Source organism: Cupriavidus sp. 05N40 (assembly GCF_056397305.1).
The window spans coordinates 12,764-29,411 of the sequence record NZ_JBFTND010000021.1 but is presented as its reverse complement, the minus strand read 5'-3'; the positions used below and the strand labels follow the sequence as shown (position 1 = coordinate 29,411).

Genomic DNA, 16,648 nt, shown 5'->3' with positions numbered 1-16,648 from the left:
TCGGGGCCTAGCTGCCGCTGAACCGCGGGGTTTCCTTGGCGAGGAAGGACTGGAAGCCGGTGCGGAAATCCCCGGTATCGAAGCAGTCGAAGGCTTCGTCCAGCTCGCGCGCGTCCAGCGTCTTGCCGGCTGCCAGCTGGCGCGCGAACTTCTTGTGCCAGCGCGCCACCAGCGGCGCTCCGGCGGCGATGCGCGCGGCGGTGGCGCGCGTCTCGGCGGCCACCTCGGCGTCCGCCACCACGCGCGACACCAGGCCCATGCCGAGGGCTTCGTCGGCGCCGATGATGCGGCCTTCGAACAGGATCTCCAGCGTGCGCGCCTCGCCCACCAGGCGGATCAGCGGCGCCATCTCGGCATGCGCCATCACCAGGCCGAGGTTCTTGATCGGCGCGCCGAAGCGGCTGCCCGCGCCGCAGATGCGGATATCGGCCATGGCCGCCACTTCCAGCCCGCCGCCCACGCAGATGCCGTGGATCTGCGCCACCACCGGGTGCGGGCAGTCGAGGATGGCCTGCGCGGTGGCGTGCATCACGCGGCCGTAAGCAATGGCCTGCGCCTTGTTGGAGCGGGCCGTGGCGAACTCGGAGATATCGTTGCCGGGCGAGAAGGCGCGCTCGCCGGCGCCGCGCACCACCACGCAGCGCACCGACATATCGGCGGACAGGGTGCGAAAGGCGTCACCAAGCTGCTGCCACATCGCCAGCGTCAACGCATTGAGCTTGGCCGGGCGGTTGAGCACCACGGTGGCGACGGCGCCGTCGCGTTCGAGCAGGAGCGGCGCTTCGCCGGTGGTGGCTGCGTTCGGGATTTCGTTCATGCGGGGTCTCCCTCTTCGGCTCAGGCCAGCGCGCGGCGGCGCTGGCGCAGGCCGCCGATCAGCGGCCACACCAGGCTGGTCACCGCCAGCGCCATGATGGTGCCGACCAGCCCGTTGGACCAGAACACCTCCATGCTGCCGGAGGAGATCAGCATGGTCTGGCGGAATGCGTCCTCGGCGCGGTCGCCCAGCACCAGGGCCAGCACCAGCGGCGCCAGCGGATAGTCGAGCTTCTTGAGCACATAGCCCACCACGCCGAAGATCAGCATCAGCCAGACATCGAACATGGCGTTGTGCACGGTGAAGGCGCCGATGGCGCAGACCACCAGGATCAGCGGCGCGATGATGGCGAACGGAATGCGCAGGATGGCGGCGAACAGCGGTACCGTGGACAGCACCACCAGCAGCCCGGCGATATTGCCCAGGTACATGCTGGCGATCAGGCCCCACACGAAGGTCTTCTGCTCGGTGAACAGGAGCGGCCCCGGCTGCAGCCCCCAGATCATCAGGCCGCCCAGCAGCACCGCGGCGGTGGCGGAGCCGGGAATGCCCAGCGCCAGCATCGGCAGCAGCGCGCTGGTGCCGGCCGCGTGCGCGGCCGATTCCGGCGCGATCACGCCCTCCACATTGCCCTTGCCGAAGCTGTCGGGGTCGCGCGCGAAGCGCTTGGCCACGCCGTAGCCCATGAAGGACGCGGCGGTGGCGCCGCCGGGCGTCACCCCCAGCCAGCACCCGATCACCGACGAGCGCAGCAGCGTCAGCCAGTAGCGCGGCAGCTCGGCCCAGGTCTTGAGCACCACCTTGAGGTCGATGTTGGCGCGCTTGCCGCGGAACGCGATGCCTTCTTCCATCGTCATCAGGATCTCGCTGATGCCGAACAGGCCGATCACCACCACCAGGAAATCGAAGCCCCGCAGCAGCTCGGTGGAGCCGAAGGTCATGCGCAGCGTGCCGGAAACCGTGTCCATGCCCACCGCCGCCAGCGCAAAGCCCACGCACATCGCGATCAGGATCTTGGGCTTGCTTTCCTTGCCCATGCCGATGAAGCTGCAGAAGGTGAGGAAGTAGACCGCGAAGAACTCAGGCGGGCCGAAGCGCAGCGCGAACTTCGCCACCATCGGCGCGAGGAAGGTGATCAGCAGCACGCCCACCAGCGCACCGACGAAGGAGCCGGTGAAGGCCGATGTCAGCGCACGCCCGGCCTGGCCCTGCTGCGCCATCGGGTAGCCGTCGAAAGTGGTCGCCACGGACCAGGCCTCGCCGGGAATATTGAAGAGAATGGAGGTGATGGCGCCGCCGAACAGCGCGCCCCAGTAGATGCACGACAGCATGATGATGGCCGAGGTGGGCTCCATGCTGAAGGTCAGCGGCAGCAGGATGGCCACGCCGTTGGGGCCGCCCAGGCCGGGCAGCACGCCCACCACGATGCCGAGCAGGATGCCGACCAGCATCAGCCCGACGTTGTGCCACGACATCGCCACGGCGAAGCCGCCCATCAGTGAGTTGAGTTCTTCCATGGCCGCCTCTTCAGAAACCGAACGCCGCTTCGAGCGGGCCCTTGGGCAGCGGCACGCGGAACTGCATCTCGAAGACCCAGAACAGCACCACGTTGATCGCCACGCCGGCCAGCACCGCCCGCCACCAGGCGAACTTGCCGATGGCCACCATGAACCCCGCGATGAAGACGGCCGACGCCACATAGATGCCAAGCACGGCGATCAGCCCGACGTACACGGTCAGCGGCACCACGATCACGCCGACCTGGCGCAGCTGCGGCCAGGTAACGAAGGGGGCGCCGCCGCCGTCCATGCGCCATGCCTGCCACAGCACCGCCAGGCAGGACACGAAGATAATGGCGCCGATGCGCAGCGGGAAATACCCGGCCTCCGGGCCGTCGGGCGCCCAGCCGGCACCGATGCGGTAGTTGCTCACCATCACCACCACCGCGCCCAGGGCGATCAGCAGCGCGACCGCGATCTCGGCGGTCCGCACCGAGATCGCCGCCGCGCCGGCATGGCCTTCGGGATGTTCGTTCATGCTGGGGTCTCCTTTTGCGAGGCTGCGGCCGCGGGCCGCGCCTGTCTTCTGTTGAAGGATGTGCAAGTACGCGGATGGTGCGGTGCCGTGTTCCCCGCTCCCGCGAGCGGGAGCGCGCAGAGGAGAGCGGGGAGCGGGGAGAAACACAGACAGAAGAAACCCGGCGAGGCGCCTGCGCCTACCGCGCCGCCACGAATCCCGCTTCCTTGATGATGTCCCTGTGGCGGGTCTCGTCCGCGCCGAGGAAATCGACCAGCTTCTGCCCGGCCAGGAAGTCGTTCTTGAGGGCGTTCTTCTCGAGGTAGTCCTTCCATTCCGGCGTGGCGACCACCTTCTGCATCAGCTCGACGTAGTACTTCTGCTGGTCGGGCGTCACGCCGCCCGGCAGCATGAACACGCGCAGCATCTGGTATTGCACGTCGAGGCCCTGTTCCTTGCAGGTGGGGATGTCGCCCCAGCTTTGCGTGGCGGTGATCTTGGCCGAGTAGTTCATCCGTGCCGGCGCGAACACGCACAGCGCGCGGTGCTCGCCGGCACGCCACTGGCCGATCGATTCGGACGGGTTGTTGACGTTGGCGTCGATGTGCTTGCCGGAGAGCTGCGTGGCGGCCTCGCCGCCGCCCTTGTACGGGATGTAGATGAACTTCGCGCCGGTCTTGCGCTCGACCTGCGCGGTGATGATCTGGTCCTCGCGCTTGGAGCTGGTGCCGCCCATTTTCATTTTTCCGGCCATCTTCTTCGCGTCGTTGACGAAGTCGGCGGGGGTCTTGTACGGCGCCTCGGCATTGGTCCACAGCACGAACTCGTCGAGCGCGACCATGGCCACCGGCGTGAGGTCGCGCCAGTTGAACGGGAGCTGGCTGATCATCGGCACGGTATAGAGCGCGGACGAAGTGACCAGCAGCTTGTGCGCGTCGCCGCGCGAAGCCTTGGTGTCCATCAGGCCTTCGGCGCCGGAGGCGCCCGCCTTGTTGAGCACGATGACGGGCTGCGCCATCAGCTTGTGCTTGGCGATGATGCCCTGGATGGAGCGCGCCATCTGGTCGGACGCACCGCCCGCGCTGAACGGCACCACGATCTCCACCGGCTTGGTCGGCTCCCAGGCCAGCGCGGGCGTGCCCACGGCGCCAAGCAGCGAGGCGCACGCAAGCGCGCGCAAGGTCAAACGCAAGGTCATGACTTGTCTCCTTTGGTTGGATCGCCGTGCGCTCTGTCGGCACATCGGCACATGCCGGGCGGCACCGCGGGGCCCGCCCGTGCTGCGAACCGCGCCTACCTTGCCGCCGCCTCCAATGCCACCGAGGACGCGCGCAGGCTGTCCATCGCCGCCAGCACGCCGCCGGCCCGGTGCGGGATGCCGGCCAGCGCCAGCCCCATCTCGACGCCGGCCAGCGTGCCCATCAGGGTCAGGTCGTTGAAATCGCCGAGATGGCCGATGCGGAAGACCTTGCCCGACAGCCTGGACAAGCCTTGGCCCAGCGACATATTGAAGTGCTGCAGCACGATGCGGCGGAAGGCGTCGGCGTCATGCCCTTGCGGCAGCAGCACCGCGGTCAGCGCCGGGCTGTATTCGGCCGGGTTCTGGCACAGGATCTCCAGTCCCCAGGCGCGCACCGCGCGGCGCGTGGCCTCGGCGTGGCGCTGGTGGCGCGCGAAGACGTTGCCGAGCCCTTCGGCGAACAGCATGTCGCAGGCTTCGGACAGGCCATAGAGCAGGTTGGTGGCCGGCGTGTAGGGCCAGTACCCGTTCTTGTTGGCCTCGATGATCTCGTCCCAGCCCCAGAACGCACGCGGCAGCCGCGCCGAAGCCGAGGCCGCGATGGCCTTCTGGCTGACGGCGTTGAAGGACAGGCCGGGTGGCAGCATCAGGCCCTTCTGCGAACCGGACACGGTCACGTCCACGCCCCATTCGTCGTGGCGGTAGTCCACCGAGCCGAGCGAGGAAATCGTATCGACCAGCAGCAGCGCCGGATGGCCGGCCGCGTCGATGGCGCGGCGCACGGCGGCGATATCGGAGGTCACGCCGGTGGAGGTCTCGTTGTGCACCACGCACACCGCCTTGATGGCATGGCCACGGTCCTGCCCGAGGTACGCGCCGATGGCGGCGGCGTCCACGCCGTGGCGCCAGTCGCCCACCAGGAACTCCGGCTGCAGGCCGAGCTTGTCGGCCATCTTCTTCCACAGCGAGGCGAAATGCCCGGTCTCGAACATCAGCACGCGATCGCCGGGAGACAGCGTGTTGACCAGCGCGGCCTCCCATGCGCCGGTCCCGGACGCCGGGTAGATCACCACCGGCTGCGCGGTCTGGAAGACCTTGCGCACATCGGCCAGCACCTTCTTGCCGAGCTGCTGGAACTCGGGCCCGCGGTGGTCGATGGTGGGATGGTCGATGGSGCGCAGCACGCGGTCCGGCACATTGGTGGGGCCGGGAATCTGCAGGAAATGCCGCCCGCTGGGATGGGAGTTCAGTCGGATCATGTCACCTCTCAGGCGTGGTTTTGAATTTTGTATTCAAAAAACAATGACACACTGCGGCGCTGCGATACGGGATAATGTAGTGCCGCCGCGCGTGCTGCAATCAGGGAAAAACCCCAGTAAATTCAAGGCCTATCGGGGAATTTGGCTGTGCTTTGGCGGGGCGGCGGCGGGGCCGCGGTGCGGCCCGGCAAGCTCGAAGCAAGTTCTTGCTTGCCCCAATGTAGATTTTGAATACAATATTGTCAAGCCATGAACATGATCTCGACCCCCGAAGCCATCGCCGTAGACCGCCAGATCCTGCATGTGGCGGTGGCGCAGCGCCTGCGCACGATGATCGTCGAAGGCGAGCTCGCGCCGGGCACTCGGCTCAACGAGCGCGTGCTGTGCGACCAGCTGCAGGTTTCGCGCACGCCGCTGCGGGAGGCCTTCAAGGTGCTGGCCAGCGACGGGCTCATCACGCTGCTGCCCAACCGGGGCGCCGAAGTGGTGCAGCTCTCGCGCGAGACCATCGACAACCTGTTCGAGATGATGGGCGGGCTGGAGGCCATGTCCGGCGAGCTGGCCTGCCAGCGCATCACGCCGGCGGAGCTGACCGAGATCCGCGCGCTGCATTTCGAGATGCTGGCGTGCCACGCGCGGCGCGACCTGCCGAACTACTACAGCCTGAACCGCCGTATCCATGACGCGATCAACGCGGCGGCGCGCAACCCGATCCTGGAGGAGACCTACCGCCGAATCAACCTGCGCATCCAGGCCCTGCGCTTTCGTTCCAACTTCGACCAGGACAAATGGGACCTGGCCGTGCGCGAGCACGGCGCCATGCTCGATGCGCTGGCCGCGCGCGATGGCGCGACGCTGCGCGAGATCCTGYGCCAGCACCTGAAGAACAAGCGCGATGCGCTGATCGCCGAACTAGATCGACTGGACGCGGCCTGAGGCACGCCGCGCCGCAAGCCAAGGCATGCGGCGCAGGACGGCGCCACGGCTGCGTTCCCTGCACCCACACCAGGAAGAGACAGCCATGGCATTGCCCACCGAGAACACCGCCGTCCAGCCACTGCGCTTCATCCCCCGCGACGCGCACGGCATGCAGGGCGCCGCGCGGGCCGGCTCCGCGCTCCAGCGCCGCCTTGCCGCCGAGCTGCGCGGCGATGTGCTGTTCGACACGGCCAGCCGCGGCCGCTACGCCACCGATGCGTCGATCTACCAGGTCATGCCGCTGGGCGTGGTGGTGCCGCGCGACGAGGCCGATGCACGCCTCGCGCTGGACATCGCGCGCGACCTGAAGGCGCCGCTGCTGCCGCGCGGCGGCGGCACYAGCCAGTGCGGCCAGACCGTGGGCGAAGCACTGGTGATCGACAACAGCAAGTGGCTCAACGAGGTCATCGCGTTCGACAAGGACGCGCGTACCGTCACCGTGCAGCCCGGCATCGTGCTCGAYCACCTGAACGMSTGGCTCARGCCGCACGGSCTGTGGTTTCCSGTGGACGTRTCCACSGCCGCGCAATGCACCATCGGCGGCATGACYGGCAACAACTCCTGCGGCTCGCGTTCGATCCAGTACGGCAATATGGTCCACAACGTGCTGGGCATCGACGCCATCCTCGCCGGCGGCGAGGAGGTGCGCTTCGACGCGCGCTGGCCCGGCGAGGGCGCCGCCCACCGCCATATCGCCGACGGCGTGCGCCGCATTGCCGAGCGCGAGCGCGACGCCATCGCGCAGATGTACCCCAAGGTGCTGCGCCGCGTGGGCGGCTACAACCTCGATATCTTCCATCCGCAAAGCGAGCGTCCCTACACGGCCGACGGCAGTGCCAACCTGGCGCACCTGCTGGTGGGTTCCGAAGGCACGCTGGCCTACTTCAGGCGCATCACGCTGCAACTCGCGCCGCTGCCGGTGCACAAGGCGCTCGGCGTGATCAACTTCCCCTCCTTCTTCCAGGCGATGGAGATGACGCGCCATATCGTCGGGCTGCGCCCCGCCGCGGTGGAACTGGTGGACCGCACCATGATCGACCTGGCGCGCCGCAACGACGCCTTCCGCCCGGTGATCGAACGCGCGCTGGTGGGCGAGCCCGAGGCCATCCTGCTGGTCGAGTTCGCCGGCGAGGCGCGCGCCGAAACCCTGCGCGGGCTGGCGCGGCTGGTCGAGCTGATGGCCGACCTGGGCCTGCCCGGCGCCGTGGTGGAGATGCCGGAAGCCGCGCCGCAGAAGGCGCTGTGGGAAGTGCGCAAGGCCGGCCTGAACATCATGATGAGCATGAAGGGCGACGGCAAGCCGGTCTCCTTCATCGAGGACTGCGCGGTGCCGCTCGAGCACCTGGCCGAGTACACCAGCCGCCTGACCGAGGTCTTCCACAAGCACGGCACGCGCGGCACCTGGTACGCGCACGCCAGCGTCGGCACGCTGCATGTGCGCCCCATCCTGGACATGCGCCGCGACGGCGCCACCAAGATGCGCGCCATCGCCGAAGAGGCCGCGGCCATGGTGCGCGAATACAAGGGCGCGTACTCCGGCGAGCACGGCGACGGCTTGTGCCGCGGCGAATGGGTGGCGTGGCAGTTCGGCCCCGCGCTCAACCACGCGTTCGAGGAAGTGAAGGCGCTGTTCGACCCGGAACACCGTTGCAACCCGGGCAAGATCGTGCGCACGCCGCGCATGGATGAAGCGGCGCTGTTCCGCTTCCCGCCTGGCTACACGGTAAAGCCCTTCGCGGGCGCGCTCGACTGGTCCGCGTGGAACGTCATGCGCGATCCGGTCACCGAGGCGGAAAGCGCGCCAGGCACGGGGCTCGATCCCGCCAACGGCTTCGCCGCCGCGGTGGAGATGTGCAACAACAACGGCCACTGCCGCAAGTTCGACGCCGGCACCATGTGCCCGAGCTACCGCATCACGCGCGACGAGCAGCATCTCACGCGCGGGCGCGCCAATACGCTGCGCCTGGCGCTGTCCGGCCAGCTCGGGCCCCAAGGCCTGCTGGAGCCGGCGGTGAAGGACGCGCTGGACCTGTGCGTGTCATGCAAGGGCTGCAAGCGCGACTGCCCTACCGGCATCGACATGGCCAAGATGAAGATCGAAGTACGGGCAGCCCACGCGCGCGCCGGGCGGCTGTCCGCGCGCGACCGCCTGGTGGCCTGGATGCCGCGCTACGCCGGCGTGGCCAGCCGCCTGCCATGGCTGTTCAACCTGCGCGACCGCGTGCCGCTGCTGGCCAGGCTGAGCGAAAGCGTGCTGGGACTGTCGGCCCGGCGCACGCTGCCGCGCTGGCAGCCCGCCTTCCTCCAGGGCGCGGACGCCCGCGGCACCTCCGCAAAGGCGGAAGGCGGCAAAGAGGTTCTGCTGTTCGTCGACACCTTCAACAACCACATGGAGCCCGCCAACGCGCGCGCCGCGCGGCGTGTGCTGGAAGCCGCCGGCTACACCGTGCATCTCGGCACCGCCCCGGGCCAGCGCGCGCTGTGCTGCGGGCGGACCTTCCTCGCCGCCGGCCTGGTGGACGAGGCCAAGGCCGAGGCACGGCGCACGCTCGATGCATTGCTGCCCCATGTCGCACGCGGCGTGGCGGTGGTCGGGCTCGAGCCATCCTGCCTGCTCACCATGCGCGACGAGTTTCTCCAGTACGGCTATGGCGACGCCGCCCGCCAGCTTGCCGGGCACGCCTTCCTGTTCGAGGAATTCCTGGTGCGCGAGCGCGCGGCCGGGCGCTTCGCGCCAGCCCTCGCGCAGCTCGCCGCGACCCAGGCGCTGCTGCATGGCCACTGCCACCAGAAAGCGTTCGACGCGGTGCGCCCCGTGCAGGAAGTGCTGTCATGGATCCCCGGCCTGAAGACCGAGTTGATCGAATCATCCTGCTGCGGCATGGCCGGCAGCTTCGGGTATGAGGCGGAGCACCGCGACGCCTCGATGCGGATGGCCGAGCAGGCCTTGCTGCCGGCCATCCGCAAGGCGGATGCGGATACCCTGCTGGTGGCGGACGGCACCAGTTGCCGCCACCAGATCCACGATGGCGCGCAGCGCGAGGCGCTGCATGTGGCGCGCATCCTGGAGATGGCGCTGGCGGCGCCGGTGGCCTTCGCTTAGCCGCTTAGCCGCTTAGCCGCTTAGCCACGTTACTGCGGCACCAGCTCGACCTTCTCGCGGCTCTCCTTCTCCACGGCCTTGCGCGTGTAGAGCAGCGGGAAGTACTCGCCCCTGGCCCACAGCGGCGCGAGGTCGCGATAGTGCGGGCTGGCCGGATTGCCGGACTGGCCCGGCGTGTTGACCACGCGCGAGGCATCCCAGTTGCCGACGTCCAGCACCATGCGGAACGAGGCGCCCGCGGTGAGCTGGTAGTCGCTGTTGCGGTAGCTGGTGTTCATCGGCGTAAACGACGAGCCGCCGATGGGACCGGCGTTGACTTCGTAGCGCTGCCGCGCGGCGGCGTCGAGGATCGGGTGCAGCGGGTGGTCGAACACGGCGGTGTGCAGCTTGCCCCATTGCCACGTCTTCGGATCGGGCCCCAGCTTGCGCTCCACTTCCGTCATGGCGCTCTTGAGCGAACTCACGATGACATCGTTGCGGCGCTCCGCCGGCATCCACGGCTCGGGCCGCTCCAGCACCGCCAGCACGCGGCTGGCATCGCCGTAGCCGGCCAGGCGCGCGCCGTCCGCCGAGAGCGCCGCGCGCACCACCGCCGGGCGCAGGTATTTGCTGAACCAGACCTCGAACAGCGCGGCCGGCGCGCTGTCGGCACGCTCGTTGCCGTCCCAGCCGCGCAGCAGGTCCAGGCCGCGCTGGGCCTGCGCGTCGTCGCTGCGCACATTGGCCAGCAGCGCCACCACGCGCAGCGCGGGCAGCGAGGTGGTGTCGTTCTGCCAGGCCATGCTGTCGGCCACCGTCGAATGCGCATTGGCCGCGACCAGGCTCTTGAGGCGCCGCGCGCGCGCCGTGTCGCTCCACTCGTAGCCCACCCCCATCTTCGCAGCGGGATGCTTGGGCGGGATATTGTTCTCGTTGGCGGTCACCACGAAGCCGGCGGCAGGGTTGTAGGCCCACGGCAGCTCGTCCATGTTGCGGTAGCCGGCCCATTCGTAGCGTCCGTCGCCGGGCACCGGGGTAAGGCCGTCCCAGTTCGGGCGGATCACGGTCAGGCCGCCGGGAATCCAGCCGATATTGCCGTCGCGGTCGGCATAGACCTGGTTCTCGCCGGGCGCGCCCCAGCGGTTCATGGCGGCGCGGAACTGGTCCCAGTTCTGGGCCCGCATATAGTCCATCGAGCCGAAGTACGGCGCCATGCCGAGATCCAGCCAGGCCGCGCGCAACGCATAGGCGTGGTTGCCCTTGGCGTCGGCGTAGAGCACCGGACCGTGGCGCGTGAAGTCGATGCTGACCTTGCGCGGCGCGGGCTCGCCCTTGACGGCAATCTCCTCGGTCACGGCTTCCATCGGCTCCCAGCGGCCGCGGTACTTGTACTCGCGCGGCTGCGCCGGGTTGGTCTCGTAGACGTAGAGGTCTTCCTGGTCCATGTAGAAGCGCGTCAGGCCGAAGCCCACGGTGCCGTTGTGGCCGATCGAGATGCCCGGCAGGAAGGGCTCGCCGGCGCCGATCACCGACAGGCCAGGCGCGTTCAGGTGGCTGATATAGCGCAGGCTGGGCGCGCCGTGCGCGCGGTGCGGGTCGTTGGCCAGGATGGGCCGCCCGGTGGCGGTGCGCGCGCCGGCGATGACCCAGTTGTTGGAGCCCAGGCTGCGCGCGGTGTCGCTGTTGTTGTCGAGCACGGCGTAGAGCGCTTCGTGCGGGATGTTGCCGGCCGCGGCCGAGCTCCACCACTCCTTGGGGAACCTCGGCGCCGCGGTGGCCAGCTCATAGGCGCGGCGCAACTCGGCGGCGGGCAGCGCGCACGGGTCCAGGCCGTCCGGCAGCCTGGGCGTGACGGGCGGGTCCAGCTCGCGGCGCACCCAGTCGGCGCGCACGGCGTCGGGCTTCACGTGGCAGTAGATCTGCGCGCGGTCGATCTCGCCGGTGAAGTTGAGGGTGAGGCCATGGTGGCGGATGCGCACGATGTCCTCGGCGCGCCAGCGCGCCGGCTTGTAGTTCAGCACGCGAAACTCCGGCGGCAGCAGGTCTGGCCGCGCCTCGGTCTGCGCCACGTAGGCATTCACGCCGGCCACGAACGCCTCGGCCACGCGCTTGGCGTCGGAGCCATAGGCCAGCCACTCGCGGTACATGTCGCCGCGGAACAGCACGGCGCGCGCCGCGCGGTCGCCCTCCACGTAAGCGGCGCCGAAGTCCCTGGCCATCTCGCCCAGGCCGCGCTTGCGCCACAGGTCGATCTGCCAGAGGCGGTCGCGCGCGGCCATGAAACCCTGCACGTAGAAAGCGTCGTACAGCGTATTGGCATAGATATGCGGCACGCCCCAGCGGTCGATCAGGATGCTGGCCGGCTTTTCCAGGCCGGCCACCTGGTAGCGCTCGGTGCTGGACGCCGCGGCGGCGTTGTTGGCGGCCGGCGGCGCTGCCAGCGCGGTGCCGGCGGCGCCCACGGCGGCGCTCAGGCCAAGTACGGCGGCGAGGCGGCGGGCTCGGCGAACCATCTGGAATCTCCTGGAAGGGGCGGGTACGGCATGGRTTGGCCACGCCTGCCGGCGCGGCGAAATGCCGCCAAGGATAGCGGAAGACGGCGCTGGCGGTCGAATCCGGCGCCCGCCGGGCAAGCGCCCCCGCGTTCCGGCAAGGCCTTCGCACGAATTTCATCCCGCAAAACTTTGATGCAGCGCAGAATGACGAGGCCGGTACAGGCGTCTATAACCACCAAACCGGTTTCATTCCCTGAAACAATCCTCTGCCCGGAGTGCGCACGCGTGACGGTCCCGACGACTTCCCTACAGAAGGCCTGCAGGCTGCTGCGCGCGCTGTCCGACCCGCGCAATACGCGCCTGACCGACCTCGCCGGCGCGGCGGGCGTGGACAAGGCTTCTGCGCTGCGCCTGCTGGACACGCTGGCCGCCGAGGGCTTTATCGCGCGCGATGCCGACACCAAGGCCTTCTCGCTCGGCCCCGAATGGCTGGCCCTGCGCGCGACCAGCGTGCGCCGCATCGACCCGCGCTCCGCCGTGCGGCCGGCGCTGATCCGGCTGGCCCAGGCGTTCGAGGACACCGCCATCCTGTCGGTGCCGAGCGGCTGCGAATCGGTGTGCCTGGAGTTGCGCCCGGGCACCTTCCCGATCCGCGCGAACTACCTCGACGTGGGCAGCCGGCGTCCGCTCGGCGTGGGCGCGGGGAGCCTGGCGCTGCTGGCGGCGCTGCCCGATGCCGAGGTGGAGGCCGCCGTGCGCTGCATCGCGCCCGCGCTCAAGCGCTACCCGCGCATCGACAGCGCCCTGCTGCTGCGCGAGGTGGAGGCCACCCGCGCGCGCGGCTATGCGGTACTGCTGGATGTGGTGGTCGAGCGCATGGGCGGCATCGCCATCGCGCTGCCGGACCCCGACGGCTATCCGCTCGGCGCCATCAGCATCGCCGCGCTCAACGAACGCATCACCGAGCGCGAGCCGGCGCTGGCGCGCGCGCTGCGGCGCGAAGCCGAGATCGTGTGCGCGGCCTGGACCCCCCCCACGCCAAAATCATCCATTGCACGGCGGCCACGCAAGACGGCCGCCGCGCACGCAAACCCACAACCGGAGGCATAGAGCATGCGCTGGAAGCAACGACCACAGGGTTCCAACTGGGGCGATTTCGGGCCCGACGACCAGCTTGGCCGCGTCAACCTGATCGGCCCGGAGCAGGTCCGCAAGGGCGCCCGCGAGATACAGGCCGGGCTGTCGTTCTGCCTGTCGCTGCCGCTGGACTACCCGGGCGGCAACAAGCTCAACCCGCGCCGCAACCCGCCGGTGCTGCGCCCCACCTTCCGCGACGACATCCCCTACGTGAATTTCCCGCTGGCCAAGGTCGATCCCGCCGCCACCGACGTGATCAGCGACGACCAGGTGCTGCTGTCGCTGCAGTATTCCACGCAATGGGATTCGCTGGCCCACGTGGGCGCGCTGTTCGACGCCGACGGCGACGGCCGCGCCGAGCGCGTCTACTACAACGGCTATCGCGCCAACGAGCATATCGTCGGCCCGGTGGACTACGCCGAGGACGACCATTTCGCCGCGCACGCCTGCGGCCACGACCACAGCGAGGCGCGCGCGCTCGGCATCGAGAACTTCGCCGTGAAGGGCATGCAGGGCCGCGGCGTGCTGGTGGACCTGGCGCACAACTACGGGCAGGACTTCCGCAACGTGGGCTACGACGACCTGATGCGCGTGCTCGAAGYCGACCGCGTGGAGGTGGAGAGCGGCGACATGCTGCTGCTGCGCACCGGCTTTGCCGAGGTGGTGCTGTCGATGCAGCGCGAGCCCGACGAGAATGTGCTGCACCACAGCTGCTGCGCGCTCGACGGCCGCGACGACAAGCTCCTGAACTGGATCACCGATGCCGGCATCGCCGCGCTGATCGCCGACAACTACGCGGTGGAGCGCTATCCCGCGCGCCCCGCGCCGGCCGGCGAGACGCACCACCCGCTGCTGCCGCTGCACCACCACTGCCTGTTCAAGCTCGGCCTGCCGCTAGGCGAGCTCTGGTACATGAAGGAACTGGCGGCATGGCTGCGCGCCAACCAGCGCTCGCGCTTCATGCTCACCGCGCCGCCGCTGCGGCTGCCGGGCGCGGTGGGCTCGCCCACCACGCCGGTGGCGACGGTCTAGCCGCCGCCCGGTTCCCCGCTGTTTCATAGAAACCAAGAAGAACGCGGGCCACCAAGGCCCATGGAGGAGATCACCATGAACCGCAACCATCCGCTGCTGCGCCGCCCGCTGGGCGTGCTGGCGCTGGCCGCCGCGCTGCTGTGCGGCGCCGGCCAGGCCGGCGCGCAAGGTGCCAAGCCCGGCATTTCCGACGACGAAGTCAAGATCGGCCTGATCCTCGACATGAGCGGGCTGTACGCCGACGTGACCGGGCGCGGCAGCGCCACCGCGGCGCAGATGGCGATCGACGACTTCGGCGGCAAGGTGCTGGGCAAGAAGATCGAACTGGTGGTGACCGACCACCAGAACAAGGCCGATATCGCCGCCAGCAAGGCACGCGAATGGTTCGACACCGGCCATGTGGACGCCATCCTCGACGTGGCCGCGTCGGCGCCCGCGCTGGCCGTGCTGGAAGTGGCCAAGCAGAAGAACCGCATTGTGGTGTTCTCCGGCCCGGGCACCGAGCGCATCACCAATGACCTGTGCACGCCGGTGTCGGTGCACTATGCCTACGACACGTATTCGCTGGCCAATTCCACCGCGCGCGCGGTGGTGCAGCGCGGCGGCAAGACCTGGTTCTTCCTGACCGCCGATTACGCCTTCGGCCACACGCTGCAGGAATCCGCCACCAACGTCATCAACGAGACCGGCGGCAAGGTGCTGGGCGCCGCGCGCCACCCCATCGGCGCCAGCGACTTCGCCTCCTACCTGCTGCAGGCGCAGGCCAGCAAGGCGCAGGTGGTGGGCCTGGCCAACGCCGGCGGGGACGCGGTCAACGCCATCAAGGCGGCCAGCGAGTTCGGCCTGACCAGGGGCGGCAACCAGCGCATGGCGGGGCTGCTGCTGTACATCAACGACATCCACGCGATCGGCCTGAAGACCGCGTCCGGGCTGCTGCTGACCGAAGGCTTCTACTGGGACATGAACGATGCCACGCGCGCGTGGTCGCGCCGGTATTTCGAGAAGCTCAAGAAGATGCCGAACATGAGCCAGGCCGGCACCTATTCCTCGGTCATGCACTACCTGAAGGCCATCCAGGCCGCCGGCACCGACGAGACCGCGGCGGTGATGAAGCAGATGAAGTCCATGCCGATCAACGACTTCTTCGCCAAGAACGGCCGCATCCGCGAAGACGGCCGCATGGTGCACGACATGTACCTGTTCGAGGTCAAGACGCCGGCCGAGTCGAAGTACCCGTGGGACTACTACAAGCTGCTGGCCACGGTGCCGGGCGACCAGGCCTTCATCCCGCCGGCCAAGTCGCAGTGCCCGCTGATGAAGCGATGAGCGCCGGGCAATGAACGCGATGGACTGACCGAGACGATATGCAAAATGCAGCTTACCTGCGCGGCGCGGGCAATACGCGCTTCGGCCGCATCGAGGGCAGCACGCCGCTGACCCTGATGGCGGCCGCCACCGACGCCGCGCTGGCCGACGCCGGCCTGGCGCGCGCCGACATCGACGGCGTGCTGTGCGGCTATGCCACCACGCTGCCGCACCTGATGCTGGCCACGCGTTTCTGCGAGTACGCCTCGCTCGATCCGGCGTACGCGCACGGCGTGGCATCGGGCGGCGCCACCGGCGGCGTGATGGCCATGCTGGCGCGCGAGCTGGTGGGCGCGGGGCGCTGCCGCAACGTGCTGGTGGTGGCCGGGGAGAACCGCCTGAGCGGCCAGAGCCGCGACCAGTCGATCCAGACGCTGGCCCAGGTGGGCGAGCCCGACATGGAGGTGCCGAACGGCGCCTCGGTGCCGGCGTACTACGCGCTGCTGGCGTCGCGCTACCTGCACGAGACCGGCATGCATGCCGACGACCTGAGCGGCTTCGCGGTGCTGATGCGCGAGCATGCGGCCGGGCATCCCGATGCCCACCTGCGCGAGCCGGTGACGCTCGACGCGGCGCGCGCCGCCAAGCCCATCGCCTCGCCGCTGCGGCTGTCGGACTGCTGCCCGATCTCCGACGGCGCGGTGGCGGTGGTGGTGTCGGCCGAACCGGGAAATGGCGGCGGCAGCGGCAGGCCCGTGCGCATCACCGGCGCCGGGCAGGCGCACCGTCACCAGCACCTGTGCACGCTCGACAGCGTGCTGGCCACGGGCGCGGCGGATGCCGCGCGCCGCGCGCTCGGCGAGGCCGGCAACACCGTTGCCGATATCGACTACCTGGCGATCTACGACTCCTTCACCATCACGCTGGCGATGCTGCTCGAGGAACTCGGCGTGGCGCCGCGCGGCGCCTCGCCGCAACGGCTGGCCGCCGGCGACTTTGGCCGCGACGGCGCGCTGCCGCTCAACACGCACGGCGGGCTGCTCGCCTTCGGCCACTCGGGCGTGGCGGGTGGCCTGATGCACCTGGCCGAAGCCGGGCGGCAACTGGCCGGCAAGGCCGGCACGCGGCAGCTGCCGCGGCGCAAGCGCGCCCTGTTCCATGCGGACGGCGGCGTGCTGTCGTCGCATGTGAGCCTGGTGCTGGAGGCGCAATGATGCCGCCCCTCGCCAGCCCCCGGGTTCGCTCCCCCGGCCCCTTTCCCACGGCGTGGGAGAGGGGAGCAAACCA

General features: G+C 69.3%; 12 protein-coding genes. 6 read left to right on the top strand and 6 right to left on the bottom strand.

Annotation, left to right across the window (positions count from 1 at the left end; translation table 11 throughout):
• Positions 1 to 7: 7 nt before the first annotated feature.
• From AC1DO7_RS07365 to AC1DO7_RS07345, 5 genes are all read right to left on the bottom strand, one after another.
• Complete coding sequence (locus tag AC1DO7_RS07365) at positions 8 to 817, bottom strand: enoyl-CoA hydratase/isomerase family protein (RefSeq protein ID WP_441611861.1); 810 nt, start codon at positions 815 to 817, stop codon at positions 8 to 10.
• 20 nt (positions 818 to 837) lie between these two features.
• Positions 838 to 2,334: a tripartite tricarboxylate transporter permease gene (locus AC1DO7_RS07360; RefSeq protein WP_441611860.1), complete on the bottom strand. Its 1,497-nt coding sequence runs from the start codon at positions 2,332 to 2,334 to the stop codon at positions 838 to 840.
• Positions 2,335 to 2,344: 10 nt separating this feature from the next.
• The gene (locus AC1DO7_RS07355; protein ID WP_441611859.1) at positions 2,345 to 2,854 is read right to left on the bottom strand and encodes a tripartite tricarboxylate transporter TctB family protein; all 510 of its coding nucleotides are present in this window, start codon (positions 2,852 to 2,854) and stop codon (positions 2,345 to 2,347) included.
• Positions 2,855 to 3,032: 178 nt separating this feature from the next.
• Complete coding sequence (locus AC1DO7_RS07350; protein WP_441611858.1) at positions 3,033 to 4,031, bottom strand: Bug family tripartite tricarboxylate transporter substrate binding protein; 999 nt, start codon at positions 4,029 to 4,031, stop codon at positions 3,033 to 3,035.
• Between the two features lie 95 nt (positions 4,032 to 4,126).
• On the bottom strand, positions 4,127 to 5,332 hold the full coding sequence (locus tag AC1DO7_RS07345; protein ID WP_477115950.1) for a pyridoxal-phosphate-dependent aminotransferase family protein: 1,206 nt from the start codon (positions 5,330 to 5,332) through the stop codon (positions 4,127 to 4,129).
• A 249-nt stretch (positions 5,333 to 5,581) separates the two neighbouring features.
• On the opposite strand from AC1DO7_RS07345, the gene AC1DO7_RS07340 reads away from it, so the two are divergent.
• Together AC1DO7_RS07340 and AC1DO7_RS07335 are read left to right on the top strand one after the other, a co-directional pair.
• Positions 5,582 to 6,268 carry a GntR family transcriptional regulator gene (locus tag AC1DO7_RS07340; protein WP_477115949.1) on the top strand — a complete coding sequence of 229 codons (687 nt, stop codon included), beginning with the start codon at positions 5,582 to 5,584 and terminating at the stop codon, positions 6,266 to 6,268.
• Between the two features lie 85 nt (positions 6,269 to 6,353).
• Positions 6,354 to 9,413 (top strand): FAD-binding and (Fe-S)-binding domain-containing protein, encoded by a 3,060-nt coding sequence (locus AC1DO7_RS07335; RefSeq protein WP_477115948.1) that lies wholly within the window; start codon positions 6,354 to 6,356, stop codon positions 9,411 to 9,413.
• Between the two features lie 29 nt (positions 9,414 to 9,442).
• Here AC1DO7_RS07335 and AC1DO7_RS07330 read toward each other — a convergent pair whose 3' ends face one another.
• Positions 9,443 to 11,905 carry a penicillin acylase family protein gene (locus AC1DO7_RS07330; RefSeq protein WP_441611854.1) on the bottom strand — a complete coding sequence of 821 codons (2,463 nt, stop codon included), beginning with the start codon at positions 11,903 to 11,905 and terminating at the stop codon, positions 9,443 to 9,445.
• Positions 11,906 to 12,172: 267 nt separating this feature from the next.
• Between AC1DO7_RS07330 and AC1DO7_RS07325 the strand changes: the two genes are divergently transcribed.
• The 4 genes from AC1DO7_RS07325 to AC1DO7_RS07310 all read left to right on the top strand — a co-directional run bounded on the left by AC1DO7_RS07325 (position 12,173) and on the right by AC1DO7_RS07310 (position 16,575).
• Positions 12,173 to 12,997 carry an IclR family transcriptional regulator gene (locus AC1DO7_RS07325; protein ID WP_441611853.1) on the top strand — a complete coding sequence of 275 codons (825 nt, stop codon included), beginning with the start codon at positions 12,173 to 12,175 and terminating at the stop codon, positions 12,995 to 12,997.
• 3 nt (positions 12,998 to 13,000) lie between these two features.
• Entirely contained in the window at positions 13,001 to 14,056 is a 1,056-nt protein-coding gene (locus AC1DO7_RS07320) for a cyclase family protein (protein WP_477115947.1), read from the top strand.
• A gap of 75 nt (positions 14,057 to 14,131) precedes the next feature.
• Positions 14,132 to 15,382, top strand: coding sequence for an ABC transporter substrate-binding protein (locus AC1DO7_RS07315; protein ID WP_441611851.1), 1,251 nt, complete (start codon positions 14,132 to 14,134; stop codon positions 15,380 to 15,382).
• A 38-nt stretch (positions 15,383 to 15,420) separates the two neighbouring features.
• Positions 15,421 to 16,575 carry a thiolase family protein gene (locus AC1DO7_RS07310; protein WP_441643112.1) on the top strand — a complete coding sequence of 385 codons (1,155 nt, stop codon included), beginning with the start codon at positions 15,421 to 15,423 and terminating at the stop codon, positions 16,573 to 16,575.
• Positions 16,576 to 16,648 lie beyond the last annotated feature (73 nt).

What these genes read in the sequence shown, in the direction of transcription:
- AC1DO7_RS07365 (WP_441611861.1), bottom strand. Translation starts at nt 817, where the DNA reads ATGAACGAAATCCCGAACGCAGCCACCACCGGCGAAGCGCCGCTCCTG.
- AC1DO7_RS07360 (WP_441611860.1), bottom strand. Translation starts at nt 2,334, where the DNA reads ATGGAAGAACTCAACTCACTGATGGGCGGCTTCGCCGTGGCGATGTCG.
- AC1DO7_RS07355 (WP_441611859.1), bottom strand. Translation starts at nt 2,854, where the DNA reads ATGAACGAACATCCCGAAGGCCATGCCGGCGCGGCGGCGATCTCGGTG.
- AC1DO7_RS07350 (WP_441611858.1), bottom strand. Translation starts at nt 4,031, where the DNA reads ATGACCTTGCGTTTGACCTTGCGCGCGCTTGCGTGCGCCTCGCTGCTT.
- AC1DO7_RS07330 (WP_441611854.1), bottom strand. Translation starts at nt 11,905, where the DNA reads ATGGTTCGCCGAGCCCGCCGCCTCGCCGCCGTACTTGGCCTGAGCGCC.
- AC1DO7_RS07315 (WP_441611851.1), top strand. Translation starts at nt 14,132, where the DNA reads ATGAACCGCAACCATCCGCTGCTGCGCCGCCCGCTGGGCGTGCTGGCG.
- AC1DO7_RS07310 (WP_441643112.1), top strand. Translation starts at nt 15,421, where the DNA reads ATGCAAAATGCAGCTTACCTGCGCGGCGCGGGCAATACGCGCTTCGGC.